The 15,056-nt window shown below is 65.2% G+C and carries 12 protein-coding genes; 1 reads left to right on the top strand and 11 read right to left on the bottom strand.

Annotated elements, in window-relative coordinates:
* Positions 1-140: 140 nt before the first annotated feature.
* From AB4Z47_RS01200 to AB4Z47_RS01165, 8 genes are all read right to left on the bottom strand, one after another.
* Complete coding sequence (locus tag AB4Z47_RS01200; protein ID WP_441947266.1) at positions 141-1,049, bottom strand: glycosyltransferase; 909 nt, start codon at positions 1,047-1,049, stop codon at positions 141-143.
* Positions 1,046-1,954 carry a glycosyltransferase family 2 protein gene (locus AB4Z47_RS01195; protein WP_441947265.1) on the bottom strand — a complete coding sequence of 303 codons (909 nt, stop codon included), beginning with the start codon at positions 1,952-1,954 and terminating at the stop codon, positions 1,046-1,048. Before AB4Z47_RS01195 ends, AB4Z47_RS01200 begins: the two co-directional genes overlap by 4 nt.
* Positions 1,951-2,880 carry a polysaccharide pyruvyl transferase family protein gene (locus AB4Z47_RS01190; protein WP_441947264.1) on the bottom strand — a complete coding sequence of 310 codons (930 nt, stop codon included), beginning with the start codon at positions 2,878-2,880 and terminating at the stop codon, positions 1,951-1,953. The genes AB4Z47_RS01195 and AB4Z47_RS01190 overlap by 4 nt, the downstream gene beginning before the upstream one ends.
* A gap of 71 nt (positions 2,881-2,951) precedes the next feature.
* Positions 2,952-4,061 carry a hypothetical protein gene (locus AB4Z47_RS01185; protein WP_441947263.1) on the bottom strand — a complete coding sequence of 370 codons (1,110 nt, stop codon included), beginning with the start codon at positions 4,059-4,061 and terminating at the stop codon, positions 2,952-2,954.
* Between the two features lie 73 nt (positions 4,062-4,134).
* Entirely contained in the window at positions 4,135-5,253 is a 1,119-nt protein-coding gene (locus AB4Z47_RS01180; protein ID WP_441947262.1) for an S-adenosylmethionine:tRNA ribosyltransferase-isomerase, read from the bottom strand.
* Between the two features lie 690 nt (positions 5,254-5,943).
* Positions 5,944-6,336 (bottom strand): hypothetical protein, encoded by a 393-nt coding sequence (locus tag AB4Z47_RS01175; RefSeq protein WP_441947261.1) that lies wholly within the window; start codon positions 6,334-6,336, stop codon positions 5,944-5,946.
* A gap of 19 nt (positions 6,337-6,355) precedes the next feature.
* Entirely contained in the window at positions 6,356-6,943 is a 588-nt protein-coding gene (locus AB4Z47_RS01170) for a recombinase family protein (RefSeq protein ID WP_441947260.1), read from the bottom strand.
* Positions 6,943-7,479: a hypothetical protein gene (locus AB4Z47_RS01165; RefSeq protein WP_441947259.1), complete on the bottom strand. Its 537-nt coding sequence runs from the start codon at positions 7,477-7,479 to the stop codon at positions 6,943-6,945. Before AB4Z47_RS01165 ends, AB4Z47_RS01170 begins: the two co-directional genes overlap by 1 nt.
* 791 nt (positions 7,480-8,270) lie before the next feature.
* On the opposite strand from AB4Z47_RS01165, the gene AB4Z47_RS01160 reads away from it, so the two are divergent.
* The gene (locus AB4Z47_RS01160) at positions 8,271-9,143 is read left to right on the top strand and encodes a recombinase family protein (RefSeq protein WP_441947258.1); all 873 of its coding nucleotides are present in this window, start codon (positions 8,271-8,273) and stop codon (positions 9,141-9,143) included.
* Between the two features lie 45 nt (positions 9,144-9,188).
* On the opposite strand, the gene AB4Z47_RS01155 is transcribed toward AB4Z47_RS01160, so the two are convergent.
* From AB4Z47_RS01155 to AB4Z47_RS01145, 3 genes are all read right to left on the bottom strand, one after another.
* The gene (locus AB4Z47_RS01155) at positions 9,189-9,371 is read right to left on the bottom strand and encodes a hypothetical protein (protein WP_441947257.1); all 183 of its coding nucleotides are present in this window, start codon (positions 9,369-9,371) and stop codon (positions 9,189-9,191) included.
* Between the two features lie 55 nt (positions 9,372-9,426).
* A complete protein-coding gene (locus AB4Z47_RS01150; protein ID WP_441947256.1) occupies positions 9,427-11,667 on the bottom strand; it encodes an Imm49 family immunity protein in 2,241 nt (746 codons plus the stop codon).
* Between the two features lie 228 nt (positions 11,668-11,895).
* Complete coding sequence (locus AB4Z47_RS01145) at positions 11,896-14,946, bottom strand: Tn3 family transposase (RefSeq protein ID WP_441947255.1); 3,051 nt, start codon at positions 14,944-14,946, stop codon at positions 11,896-11,898.
* Positions 14,947-15,056 lie beyond the last annotated feature (110 nt).

The raw sequence follows: 15,056 nt of genomic DNA, 5'->3' as shown, positions 1-15,056 counted from the left end.
CTCCCGTGGGTTCAGTCGAACTGAAGCGATTTCGCCGTGAACTCCGGGTGTTTCCCGGAACCTTGAGGCTGGCCTCAGTCGCAGAGTAGCTTCGCGTGGTACCGCCGGGTTTCTGGTCGATGTTTCCCTCGCTCCTTTGTTCAGAGGTAGAGCGTGCGGTGTTGTAGGGAGCCGATGAGACGGCCGATGCAGCGCGCGGCTCTGGCCAGCCATACGCCGCGAGCCTGTCGGGAGCCCAGCGCCTGGGGTGTGTGAGTGGTGATCCACCACCACTCCTGGATGGCTGCTACGCGGCGTCGAGGCATCCCTGCTGCGGCGAAACGTCGATACAGCTGGGCGTGTGACCTGCCGTAGTTGAAGTTCTGCCGAATCGTGGCGCGGAGGGTGGAGCGGTAGCGGTAGGAGACCACCGCGTCGGGGGCGAATCCGATCTCGTATCGGGCCAGCTGGATGCGCCAGAAGAAAGCGACGTCTTCCGAGTGGCGGAACTGCTCGTCGAATCCTGCGATCTCGCGCCAGATGTGCCTGCGGATGCCGCAGTTGGCGCCCTGGCCGTAGGGCAGGAACCGGAAGTGGTTGGGCAGGGTATCCGTAGGACGAGTGGGGCGCCAGGCCAGCTGTGCCGCAGGGTTGAGACTGCATCGTTCGACCGCGCCGGCGACCGTCGGGAAGTCGCGCAGCCCCTTGGCGAGTTGGGTCACCCACTCTCGGTCCACTACATCATCTGCGTCGCAGAACAGCAGTAGATCACCTCGGCTGGCTCGTGCGCCGACATTCCGTGCTCTGGCCGCGCTGTGCGTGCCCGGAGCGTGCAGCACGCGCAGGTGCGGCAGGTGCCTGCGCCAGGATTCCGCGATATCGGTGGTGGCATCCTGTGATCCGTTGTCCACGACGATGATCTCCCACCGGCCGTCGTAGGTCTGCCCGGCCAGCGCTGCGAGTTGGTCGCCGAGGGTGTCGGCGGCGTTGCGGGCCGGGATGATGACGCTGACCTCGGGTGCATCGGACTCGGGGGTCGTCTCGGCATTCGGTCGCAATGCGGTACTCACAGACACCGCACGCGGTAGCGGATGCTGCCTACCAGCCGTCCCAGCCGCCATGCCGCTCCATACCACCATCGCCCGGCCCGTTGAGGATAGATGAGCTCGGGCGTCCGGCGTATGAGGTGGTACCAGCTGCGGGCCGCTGCCTTCACCGGCACCGGTCGCAGGCCGTGCGGACGGAAGTCGCGCATCAGCTGGGCGTCGGCGCGACCGAAGCAGTAGCCCTGCCGTACGACCGGCCACAACTGTTCCCGTTGTCGATAGCGCATCACTGCATCGGGTGCGAATGCCATTGTGTAGGAGTAGTTTTGGGCGCGCCAACAGAACTCGACCTCGTCGCCGCCGCCTCCGTATGCCTCGTTGAAGCCCCCCACGGCATGGAACACCTGCGCGTGTACTCCCAGACTGGCGCCCACGGCATACGGTCGGTAGCCCATCATCTCGGGCAGCCGATCCCGCGGTTGCGGCGGACGCCACGTGCGGGCGTGCTGGTTGTGCACGACGTAGGGCTCGGGATACCCGCCGATCAGGTCGGCAGTATGCGAAGCCTTGGCCATGGCCAGTAACCAGCCGGGGGTTGCCGAGTCGTCCGCGTCGCAGAAGATCAGGAAATCACCTCGGGCCTCGGCCGCGCCGACATTGCGAGCATGGTTGATGCCCTTGCGCGAGGACGCATCGGCCACTCGCAATCGCGGCAATTTCGGTCGCCACTCGATGGCCACGGCGACGGTGTCGTCCGAGGATCCGTTGTCGGCGACCACGACCTCCCAGGCACCGGGGTACTGCTGTCGGCTCAGCGCTGCCAGTTGGCCGGGCAGTACCGTGGCGGCGTCTCGTGCGGGGATGACGACACTGACCAGCTCCGGTAAGGGCCGCAGCGCCGACAATGATGCGGCCTCGTCCGCGCTCACCTGTCCTCCCGCGCATCGGCCAGTCGTTCGGCTTCGTCGATGGCCTGCCCCGGTGTCCTGGCGAACACTACGACGGGTGATCGACCGTCGGGGGACCAGGTCTGCCAGTAACTGCTCACTTTCCCGTTCTTGTCATCGAGGATCACATGGGGCAGGCCCATGAGCAGACACAGCAGGTGGGCATGCAGCCGGTCAGTGATGACGACCCGGGCGGTGCCGAGCAGACGGCAGCCACGCAACAGTTGCTGTTCGGCATGTCGGTCGTAGGCATTGAGCAGACCGGTAACGGAATAGGCCGCCGATCCCGCCTGTTCCATCGTCTGCTGAGTGGTTCGCAGCCGCAGATTCCAGCTTGGCTCGGCGCCTTGTGCGCCGGTCCAGTCGGTAGCGTGCATGCCGTCGACCGGCGGCGGATCGCCACCGTTGGCGGACTCGTGATCTGTGCGCTTCAGCCAGAGAATACGGCGGTGCGCCACCGCGGGAGGGGGAAGCTCAGGCAATGCCATGGCCGAATCCGGACAGAGGATGCAGCGAGCCCGAAACGCCCTGCGCGCCTGGCGAAGACTGCGTCGGTCGCGCAGCAGCAAGGTCAGGTCCGGGTGAGCGTCGAACACGGCACTGGCCCGAGAGAGGTTGTCGGGGTCTTCGAAATGCACAGACTGCGGTAGTTGGATGATCCGATGCTGGGCAAAGGAACCGATGATCTGCTCGCGCAGCCGCTGATGGTGCGGCCACAGATCGCCCAGGTTTCCCCCGCCGTGCACCAAAATGGTGTCGCCAGGCGGCACACGGTCGGCCAGCTGATCCGCCGAGTAGGTGCGCAGATCGCAGGTGTAGACGAGATCAACCCCTAATGCATGCAGTAAAGCCCGCTCTCCCAACCAGATTGCACTGTCGCCGACATTGGAATGCCGCGGAAAGTCCACCAGAGCGCACCGGGAACCCGGATCGAGCAGGCCTGCGAGGACGGTGGCGACTCGGCGTGCGGCGTGAGTTGTCATCGCGACCGCCCGGACTGTGCTGAGGACTGCCGCCGCAGCGCTTCCTCGGCGGCATCGGCGATGTCGAGCCGCCGACGGATCCTGGCGTCTCGGGCAATCGATCGCATGGCGTCGGCAGCGTCCGCCGACCCCATCGACACCCCGCGGAGCAGATCCAGATCGAGGTGGTTCGGTAGGGTCTGGCACCGATCGAGGCACCCGGCGAGTTCGAGGGCGATCATCGTCCGCAAACACTTTTCGCAGACACCGCAGTTGTGCGCCGGTCTGCTCCGCCAGCACACACCGAGGTTCGCCAGCGCCAGCGGCGAGTGGGCGAGTTGGCGTTCCACCTTCTGCGTGCGGGTCGCCTCGGCGCCGTCGTGCACGACCTCCAAGCGCTCGCTGGACCACAAGTGGTCCAGCACCGGGTGCGAGCCGAGCGCGGGGAGGTGGCAGTAGTGGTCACTGGCCGCGATCACACATCGGCCGAGCAGCCCGGACAGCGCCAGTGCGACGCTGCCCAATGCCGCACCGTGATAGGCCTCCCATTCCACCGAGAGGTCGGTCATGGCACGAATATTGGTGTCCACCACCACGGTTCGGCACCCGGTCATGGCAGATATCTGCTGGACACGACCGAGCAACCGGTCGTAGTCGGGACCGGACTGCTGCTCGAAGTTGACGAACAACAACTCGGTGATCGGCTCATAACCAGGTTGCGTGCCACGTTCGCGGTCCTTGAGCAGGCTGTAGAAGCAGTCCACACCGGTGGTGAAGAACAAACCGACGCTGTTGCCGCTGTGCGTCGACGCTGCCACTTCGGCCGTCGCGAGCCGGATTCCGTGGAGTTCACCCCACCAGGCCGCATAGATATCCATCACGGTGTGCACGGATCTCAGCAGGCGAGGCGATACCGGTGCGTCGATCACCAGTTCCTCACCGAGGCTCATAGCCGGCATCAGAAGCGCCGCGAGGAACGCGTCGCCGCGCTCGGGCATCCAGTCGGGCATACCGCCGTGGACTTCGAAATAGAGCCGACTCGCGGCCAGCCTCGGCCTAGCGCGGACTGCGGCCGACAGCCGCCAACCCTGTGCGGTTTCCTGCCGCACGACATCGTCGACAATCATTCCCCCGCCCACCTCTCCGCTACGAGTAGACATTGCGCGCGGCTGCGAGTACGTCTCGGGAGTTGTTGTGCCGCTAGATGATCAGCATCGAGTCACCGAATTCGTAGAAGAGATATTCGCGGGGGATCAATTCTCTCGCGTAGATGTCGAGGAGGGGTTCGCGGCCGGTGAAAGCGGAGGTGAGCAGCAGTTCGGAGCTCTTCGGCCGATGCAGATTGGTCAGGAACGCATCGACGGCCAAGAACTGATGTCCCGGAACGATTGTCAGCGTAGTGAAGCCGGTGGCTGCCGTGATTCGGCCGTGTTCTCCCGCGACGGTCTCCAGCGTACGCAGTGCCGATGTCCCGCACACCACGATCCGGCCTCCGCCGGCTCGCCGCTCGTTGATCAGTTCGGCCCCGGCTGCGGAGACCTCGTAGCGTTCGGCCCTTGGGAAATCGAAACCCTGGGTCTGGGTGGCCCTGTCGACCTCGTCTTCGGCTGCGACATCTCCGACGCCGCCCGCGGCGATCTGCTGCTTGAACAGCTCACGCACGAAGAAATGCGTCCTGGCGGCGAGCCATAATGTCACCTCGGCCACGGCAACGCCCTTGGCCCGCAGGTCGTTCAACACCGCTGGAGTGAAATGGCGACCGGCCGACGGAAAGAGAACAGCACCCGGTCGCGAGCCGTAAACAGTCTGGTAGTGCTCCGGATCCGCAGGGACCTGCTTGAGATAACCGGGATAGATCGGCTCCGCCAACCGGTAGAGGGTGTCACCGTCGGCCGGGTCGAGGTCGATCTGCCACACCCCCGCATCGGCCTCGGCAAGCAAACGGCCCGTGACCTGACGGTCCGGGCCGAGTGCGAATTCGCTGCCGGGATGACAGACCGCCGCGGGCGCCACCAGACAATGCCAGGTGCCATCCTCCCGCGGCGAATGGATGCTCACCGCGACCACACGCCCGTCCTGGTCCTCACCGGACAGCAGAGTCGGCACCACCCGGGCATTGTTGACGACGAGCACGTCCGACGGTTCGAAATACTCGACGATGTCGTGGAATCCGCGATGCTCCACCCGATCCGTACCCCGCCGCACCACAGCCAGACGCGCGTCACTGCGCTCACCACCGCGAGCTTCGGGCGGTTCCTGCGACACCAGCCCGTCAGGAAGATCGAACTCATAATCTTCGGGATTCTCAATCGATCGCACAGCCGTCCCCTCCTTTCCCTGCGTCCCACCAACGAAGTCCGGAATATCAGGGAGACACTCGTTTTCGATAACTCATCGTGACAGACCAGCAGCGGGCTCCGAAGCGTTTTCGATCACATCGCCCGCATCGACCCAGACCGCGACACCGATGGCAGCCAGCAACAGCGGTGATCAGGTAGCGACGGGAACCGTATCCTCGTAGTAGTCGTCTTCGGATCGCTCCAGCGGCTGCTCTCCAGCCTCGGGGATAGTGAGCTTGGCCCACCGTTCGTGGGCGGATCGGTGCTCATGCCTGCGGTCTTGCCGATGGTGCTCCAACTCGCCCCGGCGGCGCGGGCCTGCCGCACAGCCTCGGTGAGCAGTGCCTGGGCTACGTCGACCTCGCAGGCAGCATCTTCCACCGATTCGACGGCGGCACCTGAACGCTCATGCTCCGCCCGTGCGAGGTGTCGATCTGGGGTACACCCCAACACCACATCGGTGATTAGCCGGAATGCCGTCGAGGCAATGTCTTTCGCTGAATTTCTTGACAACAGTCCGCCAGGCTCATGGAGGCCATCTGGTCAGAGGGATGAACGACTTGACCCCCGAACCCGCTGATCGCAGTTCGGGGGCCGCAGCCGTGCCTGGGCAGACAGCGGCTCATCTTTGTTGCCAGGTGGAGGTCAGCCGCGGCGCTGTGGTGGTTGGTCAGGCACTGACCAGCTCGAACTCACCGCTGGCGGCGAATCGGTCGGCGGTCACGTATGCCTGCCTCACTGTGTCTATGCCGGGGTGGTGTGCCTCGCAGACCACGACCATGCGCCCTGACGGCTGGGGCTCGAGGTGATCGACGTGCAGCATCCGCTGCTGGCCGTCGGTCTCGCGCCACGTCTGTCCGAGCGCCACCAGCACACCGCCGGGCAGTCGGTAGGACACCTGGTGGCCCGACAGTGCCGCCAGCGCCGCGGCGCACGCCTGCCCGCTGTCCAGCGACTCGCGTAGCAATTGTGCGATCAGCCCTGCAGACCGCTCAGCCCCAGCTGCAGCGATCAGCGCACCCATCCCCGCACCGAACTCATGATCCGCAGTGTGATCAGCCATGATTCATTCTCCTTCTTCGTTATTCGGTTTGGTCGCTGTCGGCGAGTTCGGCGAGGTAGCGGTACAGGGTGGCGCGGGAGACGCCGAACGCGGCGGCGACCTGCTCGACAGGCTGTTCGTCGGCCAGCGCGGCGCGTGCCGCGGCGAGTTGGGCGTCGGTGAGCTTGCGTGGCCGGCCCGCGCGCACGCCTCTGGCGGCGGCGACCTCACGGGCGTGGGCGGCGCGTTCCCGCATGAAAACTCGTTCCATGTGTGCGAACAGCGCCAGCAGGGCAACGGCTAGTTCGGCCATGGGTGAGGCGTCGCCGGTGTCGATCGGGATCGGGTCCTTGAGGGTGGTGACCCCGACACCCTGCTCGCGCAGTTCGTGGACGATGTTGAGGCACTCGCGCAGGTTGCGGCCGTAGCGGTCGAGGTTGGTGGCCACGATCCGATCCCCCTCGCGCAGCATCTGCTGCAGACGAGCCCATCCGGGGCGGTCCATGGTGGCGCCGGTTTTGCGGTCGGTGTAGATCCGCTCGTCCGGGATGCCGTACTCGCGCAGCGCGACGAGCTGTCGTTCGAGGTCCTGGTGGGTGGTCGAGACCCGGGCGTATCCGAATTCCATCAGCACACCAGCGCCTGTTGGAACAGGAGTTCTTCCTTGTGGCGGGTGGAGGTCAATCGGCGGGCGGTGCTGATGGGTCCGTGGCGTCCCTGCACCAGCACTGTGCTCTGAGCGCTATGGGTGTGCACGACCCAGATGTCGGCAACGTCGAATTCTGTGAGTGTCCACCGGGTCGGGCCGTGGAGCCCGGAGGCGATCCAGAGTCCGGCACCGTATCCGGCGAGGGAGTCGAGCGCGTGCAGCGCTGATGCCGGCCGGGTGGCTGTCGAGATGAACCCGACGATCGAAACCGCTGACCGGAGTGGCGGCTTGCCGAGGTCGGCCGTCCAGGCTTCCCAGATGGCGAGGGTGGATCGGTCGAGCTCTGGTCCCTGTCGTTTGGTGACGCGTTCGGTCCAGACGGCCGGGTCGATGTTGATGACCGGATACACGGTGTAGTCACTGATTCGGGTTTCGGGCAGCACGATCCCGGGCCACCCCGCTGCCCGAAGTCCGGCGTGTACGTGTTCGGGGACTGCGGATGCGTGGCGCGCCATCTCTTCTCCTGCTCCTCAGATGTCTCATAATTTTACCCCGTAACGGCTTTTCGCGACGTAATTTCGAGATTAAATTTCGAGACTCGATGACCTGGGATTCCATGGGCGGCAAGCGCTTCCCGAGGCTGCGTCTCGAATCCTTGGTTTCAAGACACATGGTGTGGTTCATGTCGGAGGCCCCGTCTACCGGCTCGATTCCGCGCTCCGATCACCGGCCGCGCGTTTATGCTCGCGGCTGTGACTCGCGGCGGAAAGTGGCGGTGTTTTCGCGGTGCCAAGTGGCGTGTCCCTGCCCCGCGGCCTGTGGCGCTGTCAGTCGATGGCGGCGACGACCAAGGCGAGGGTTCCGGCGGTGCGGTCGATGAGGACGAGCTCTTGGAACTCCCACAGGACCCAGCCCCAGTCGTGGAGCGCGGACTCGCCGAGGTCACGTAACCGATAGACGGCCCTCGACGCGTGATCTTGTAAAAAACAGCGGTAGCGAAGATCGGTTCGGGTCTTGGTGTGATGGTGTCGGCGCTGTCGTAGGCCGGTGCCATGATGGGGCGGTGAGGCCGGTGTCCGGTTCCCCTTCCGGGACAACGGTCGGCATGGAGGGAGTCCTGGTCTGTGTTTCCGGGGTTCCCCTTGGCGTCGCGAGGCGGGGATGTCGCCGGGTGTTTCGCATAAATGACCGGATGTGCGAGTTCTGAGAATCGGTCGGATCGACCGGAGTTCCCCCAGGTCGAGATTCGCAAAACATCTCTCATATCCCGCGTGTTCTGCGACTACATTTTTGCGAGAATTCTGGAGTGCAATTGACTCCCGAGCAGGCCGCGACGGCGGTCGAGCGCCATCGGTGCCCGAAGTGCGACGCCCCGGCAGGCAGCGCGTGCCGAACCCGCGCCGGCAAGGTCGCCGCCAAGTACCACACTCCACGGTTCATTTTGGTGCCCGCGGTGCGCGAGGATCTGGCGGTGCCCTCCCCGCCCGACCGGCGGCCGGGCTCGGTGTGGAAACCGGGTCCGGCGGTGGAGCCCGCGGCACCGATCGCGACGGCCGCGCCGATCCGCATCGGGTACGCCCGCTGCTCGACCGCGCAGCAGGATCTTCAGATCCAGCTCGACGCGCTCGCGGACGCGAACTGTCGCAGCGTGTTCTCCGAGAAGATCTCCAGCCGGATCAAGCACCGGCCCGAGTTCGACAAGGCGCTGACGTTGGCGCGCGACATCAAGGCGGCCGCGCCGGATCAGGCGGTGATCCTGTGCGTGCACGAACTCAAGCGCCCGGCCCGCAACGCCGCCGAGTTGATGGAGCTGGCGGCGACACTGGACACCGGCGGCATCCAATTGGAGTTGCTGACCGGGCCGATGGCCGGGATCTACGACCCCAACGGCATGGGCGCGATGCTGTTCGCGGTCCTGGCAGTGGCGGCCCAACTCGACCGCAACTACATCCGGGAGAAGACCCTCGAGGGACAGCAGGCCGCCGCCGCGAAGGGCAACCACGGCGGGCGGCCGAAGGTCATCGACGACGACATGCTGATCCTGGCCCGCGCGCTCAAGGACAAAGGCGTGCCGATGAACGCGATCGCCGGGCGTCTGCGGATCAAGATCGGCAAGAACGCTGGCGAGCATCCCTCGGTCGCATCGCTCTACCGTGCCCTGGCCGACGCTGCGCGCTGACCGTGTCCGAGCCTGGGGTTGCCCTGCATGTCGAGCATTCGCAACTCAGGTAAGCCGTTCGAAGATCTGACGGAGCAGACCGGGTTCGCGGTTGTCGAGCGCGATCTGGTGCAGCAGAAACGGCACCGCCATCTCGCCATTCGGGATGAACTGGTCCAGGAACGGACGACCGACGAACATGTTGTCTCCGTCGGGATCACCGGGGCAGTAGCACCATTGCGCGCGCATCGCCGGCCGCAATACCTCGCCGAGGTACCAGCTCGATGCCGAAACTTCGCCAGTGCTACCCACTTATGTCGCTGGGCCAGCCAGCAAACTCCCAGAAGCCGTCGACGCCGAGACGGAGCGCAGGGAGCGGGTTGCCATCATCGTCGTGCGTCGAGTTGGGGTAGCGGATGATGTCGTCGGCGAGGGGGAGTGTCCACGCACGATCGAGAAGGGCTGGCGGGAGGTAGTCCGAGGCAACGGTGAGCGGTAGACCGCGATCGGTAGCGAAGCAGGCCAGTGCGAGCAGATGCCAGGCGACGAAACCGGCTGATATCGGGCTTCTTTCGTTCGTTCCCGAGAAGCTTCTGTACTGCCACAGGGCGTCGAGAAACGCGGTGTTGAACTCGGTTGCCGTACCACTGACGGCAGCCTGTAGCGCCTGGATCGCTGGAGCTGCGCAGAGGGTAGCGTACTCGTCGCCCGCCGCCTTGGCGGCACTCTGGGCTGCGTGCAAGGTGTCGTGGACTGCCGGGGCGCCGCAGTGGATTTGTTGCCACGCCAGCCCCCACAGACTCGCGTAGTCATTCGTCTCAGCGAGCGGGTAGCCGGGGCGGTCTGCACTGCCCAGCAGAAACATCAGCAGCCGTGGGTTGCGTGTGACAACGCTGATCCACAGGGCGGACAGAAAATCCGAGGCCGGCAACGGTGGTGTCGTGCCGCCCGTAGCCGGGATCTGGTATACGTCGTCATCGATGATCATCGAGACGTAGCCAGCACCTACTGGCTGGCGCGCCGACTGTAACCGGGCCACCAACGCGTTGGCGGCCGAGTCAGCGTGGGAACGGACAATTCCCGAGCCTTCACCGAATTCGCCGCGGCTGAAATACCCTGCGAGACCTAGGAAATGGGGGGCGACGTCCTGCAAGGCGGTGAGCGGGCTGTCGGTCAAGCGCTCAGCCAGAATGGTTCGGGCGGTCCGCTCAGAATCGACCACTTGGTGGTGCACGATATCGGTGACAATATCGCTGGTATCGAGGAAACCGTCGTAGTGGGTTGTCGAGGTCATGTGGTCTCCCGATGTCGCAACGCTCTGCGGGTCCCGATCCATCGATTCGGTCGTCACAGCCGCCTCGGAAAGGCGGGACCATGCAACGGGGTCGGGCCAGTCGACCGCACGGTATCGAGTCGGGCGAAACCCAGGGATCGGCGTGATGCCGGTGATCTCCACCGCGGCCTGGAACGGAACCATGAGTGTCTGTTCCATGTCCTCACATGTGAAAGCGATGTAATCCGCCTCGGGCAGCGACGTGTGTACCCCTTCGCCCCACACCGTCACCATCTGTGGCGAACTATCCTCCTTCTGTTGCCGCACCATGATGTCGGCGACAAAGAGAGACGCAGACTCGTCATCGTCGAAGTCCCCGTCCACCACCGCGTCGGAGTTGTATTTCTGCTGCAGCCAGTCGCGCTGCGCTTCGTATCGGTTGTAGGCCAGCAGCGTGCGGGCTCGGTCGACGGCGGGCGGCAACGGTCCGGTGATCGCCCGATCCAGTGGGACCACCATCCCGTTGTCGTCGACTGTGTAGGCCTGCGGTGACAGGGGACGGGCGGCGTCACGGACTTCCTGCTCCACGGTCTGATACAGATGCTCGAGCAGTTCCGGATCACCTGGAGCGACGATCAACGACGTGTAATCCGGAATGAATGCCACCGGCCGATGCCGGTAGCTGCGGGTACACGCCGCCAGCCAGCCCGGGACGAGCAGCCACGACGGGAGATAGCTCGGGTCGTCGACGACGATGCGGACTATGGCATCCTCGTCGAACTCGGTGGTGATGACCGTTTCAGCGAGATTCTGCCGCGCGGCCTCGAACACCTCCTCCGCGCCCACGCCCCATTCGACCAGCTGCTGTTGTGCCGGGAGTCGGATCCGGCCCGGCTCATCGATTGCCACCATCTCGTCGATGAACGGAAAAGCCGGCCGCTGCAACCGGGAATCGGAATCTTCGAGCATGTACGCGGCGCAGGGCCGCAGAACAGGTCGCAACAGCGGACGAACCTGGTCCCAGCTCGACAGTGCCAGAGCTGGAGCGAGCATCGCGGCGACGAACCGCTCCACCTCAACCTGTTGTTCCGCGGCAGAGAAATCCCGCACCTGCTGGAAGATGTTGCTCAGATTGAGCACCACGCCGTCGTTGTATCGGATGACGAACTCATCCGAGTCATACGCCACTGCACTGGCGCCGACCTTCATCATCTCCTGATAGACCTGCAACGCGAACTGCCGTTGCGCAGTCTGCTCCGAGGGAATCGACATCCACACCTACCTTCACGCCACATCCACCGACCCACCTCAGAAACGGATCCTTACCCCGTCGGGGCGACCATTCCGCGCTGACATCCCAGCACAACCTCAGGCATCCACCTTTCCCACCTCTGGAAACCAACTGGCGGGGCGGGGCTCAAAGAAGGCGACAGTTGGACACGCGACCTCACCAGTCCGGAACGACGACCTCGCCGAGGCCATCGCGGCGCGCGAACACGTTCAGTCTTCGTCCGCGGCGGGGTCGCGCAACGGCCTGATCGCGGCGTCGGGGTCGGGTGGGGAGAACGCGTAGTGGCCGTGGACGTTGATGTGCGCGTACAGGTACGGGTGCAGGCGAGCGACATCCTCGTCCCGGACTTCGTGACCGCTCTCGCGGAGCTGGGTGAGGATGCGATCCAAATAGACTGTGTTCCACAGGGTTATGCAGCCGATCACCAGGCCCAGCGCGCCGAGTTGGTCCTCCATCCCGGCGTGGTACGCCTCCCGTAGCTCGCCTTTGCGGCCGTGGAACACGTGCTTGCCCAGCCCGTGGCGCTCTTCTTGGAGGTTGCGCATTCGTTTGATGTCGCGCCGGTAGGGTTCGGCGTCGACGTAGGACAACACGTGCAGAGTTTTGAAGATGCGCCCGAAATGCGCCAGTGCGATACCGAGTTGGGTCGGGTTCCCGCCGTGCTGCAACATGCGCATCACGTCGGAGGCGGCTACCGCGCCATCATGCACCGAGCCCACGATCCGCAGAATGTCGGGCCAGTGCCGCGCTACCCGTGTCAGGTCGATCTTTCCCCGGGCGGCGGGATCGAGCAGACCGTAGTCCGCGCCCTGATCCACACGCCACAGCTTCTGATCGGGCAGGTCTGCCAGCTCGGGGCGGTAGTCGACGCCCAGGAGTTTGAGCAGTCCGAACACCATGTCGCTGTAGGAACCGGTATCGGAAATCAGAACTTCCGGTCTTCGGCCGCCGTCGCGCCGATACATCAGGTCCACCGCGTAGAGGGAGTCCTTGGGCGTGCCCGAGAGCACCATCGCCGAGCTGCCGACGGCCTGATCGTTGATCATGTTCAGAAGGGTGGCGCCCTTGCGCCGGTCGAAATATTTCGGGTTCGGTCGGGCGTCGTTGCTGCGCACGGGCACCACGAACCGGGTGCCGTCCACCGCGGCGACCAGCCCGCCGCCCCACAGTTGCGCGGTGGCGATCCCGGCTTGCCCGGCGATGAGATGGGAGTTGGCGGCGGCGTGGGTTTCGGCGCGGACATAGTTTTGGTAGACGTGGCTGATCCGGGCCTTGCTCACCGCGGCCACGCCCGGGGTGATCACCGGGCCCCAACCGACGTTGAGCGCTTGTGCCGTCAGTACCGCCGCCACCGTGACAGGTAGGTCACCGAGGCGGGGTTCACCGCCGGACAGGTGCGTGTAGGAGGCCACGAAGCCGGGATGCCAGCCCATCACCTCCAGGATCAGATCGCCGATATCGACCCGTGGCATCATCGCCTTGCACCGGTTGCGCAGCTCGATCAGTGTTGCGGGGGCGTCGATGGCTTCCAGCGCCGCGGTGTGCACCCTGCCCTCGGCGTCGACGCTGAGGGCCCCGGCCGCCGCACGGGCGGCCATGTATCGCCATGTCGCGTCGAGCTGCTCGGCGTAGCCAGCCAGCAGGTCGCCGGGGTCTTCGGGGAGTTGCAGCTCGTCGAGCAACGCCTCGCGTTTGGACTCCCACACCGGCGCACTCAGCAATTGCGCGCGCGGGTCCGCCCAGCCGGCGGACGCCGCGGCGAAGATGTCGCGGCGCTTGAGCCGCTGATGGAACAGGTGCAGCACACAGAACACGTACCCGTTGCGGTCCACCGTGGCTTCGGGGCGGCCCTCACGAAACACCTGCACACGCCAGCCGGCAGGGACGATGTCCACATCGACCTTGCGTGCGTCCAGATACCCGGCCGGTACCCGTTTCGTCGGCCCGGCGTCGAGCAGATCGGGCAGCGCGGTGAACGCAGCCAAGATCGGGGCCGCGTCGGTGCTCGCCCCGAACTCGATCGTCTCCACGAGGCGCCGCAGAAATTTCCGGACCAGCGGATAGCGGGTCATCAGCACCGAGCGCCATTCCCCGTCTGGGTCGGTTCCCGGCGGTATCACGGCGTTGATATTGGCCACGCAGGCGTGCAGCTCGGCGCGAGACACCACGTTCTCGATCGCGTCCCACACCACGGTGAGGGTGACGTCCTCACCCCACTCGCGTGCCTCCAGCAGCACCGCCACCGCCGCCGCCAGGCGGCTCGCGTCCCTGCTCACGCGTGGATACCGTTTGATTCTGTCGTCGTCGGTTCGGCGTTGCGCGCGGGCTAGCAGCTCGTGAGTCATGACGACGTCGAACAGCTCCAGGGCGTCGTCGGTGGCCTTGGCCTGCAGCCACACCACCGTCGCCAGCAAGATCCCCAACTTCTTCGGGTACCGCTTGCCCCGCAGAGTGGTCGCGGTCGCTGCCCGACCGTACTTGGCCAGCTCGATCACCCGCCGCCGCGGCACCACCGACAAGTCCACCTCCCCCAGCCCGATACCGGCCACCGCGGCCACCCGCCCCAGCGCGGCGACCAGCGCCTTCGCTGTCGTGTCGATCTGCCCCTTGCGCAGCCGTTCCAGCGCCGAGACCCGCTCTCCGTCGCCGACATCGAGCAGAGCCAACAGCAGCCGCGCCTGCTCGGCGGTGATCAGGCCCAACAAGGTGTCGAACAGGCGAGTCTCCGCCGCGGTCACGACTTGCCCGATCAGCCGTTCCAAGGTGCTCATCGCCGGCAGCAGCACCCGGCGGTGACGAAGCCACGCCAGAGCACCGTCGAAAATGGTGTTGCGGCCATCGCCCGTCGTCCACGCCCGCCGATCCACATGTAGCCTCAGCAGCTCCCGGAAATCGGCGTAGTCACCCCAGCCGTCGACCCGGGCAATCTCCCACCGATGCTCCAACCGGGTCTGATCCCGCCGCACGTACGTTTTCACGCACGACACATCCGCGATCCCGAGCTGCTCGGCCAGATACTCCACCACGACCAACGGAACATCGATCGGATCCGCCAGGAACGTGCCGAGAAAACGCACTGTCGTCAACTGCAACGCAAAACCCAAGCGCGAGCTGTCATCTCGCCTCTTCGCGATCAGCTTCCGATCCGCGTCGTCGAGGACGAAGAAACGCTCCAGCTCCTCCTCCGACGGAGGACCACCGAACCTGCCGTACAGCGCGACCTGCCGAGCAGTCAGGAAGCTGTCCTCATCCAATGACACGAATCATCAACATACGCAAAACCATCCATGATCACATGCGGATGCGATCCGACCCGAACAGGCTTCGCTACCGCTGTTTTTTACAAGATCACGCGTCGAGGGCCCACACC

The sequence above is a fragment of the Nocardia sp. 2TAF39 genome, assembly GCF_052114905.1.
GTDB lineage: Bacteria > Actinomycetota > Actinomycetes > Mycobacteriales > Mycobacteriaceae > Nocardia.
This window is presented reverse-complemented; position numbering and strand designations above follow the sequence as displayed.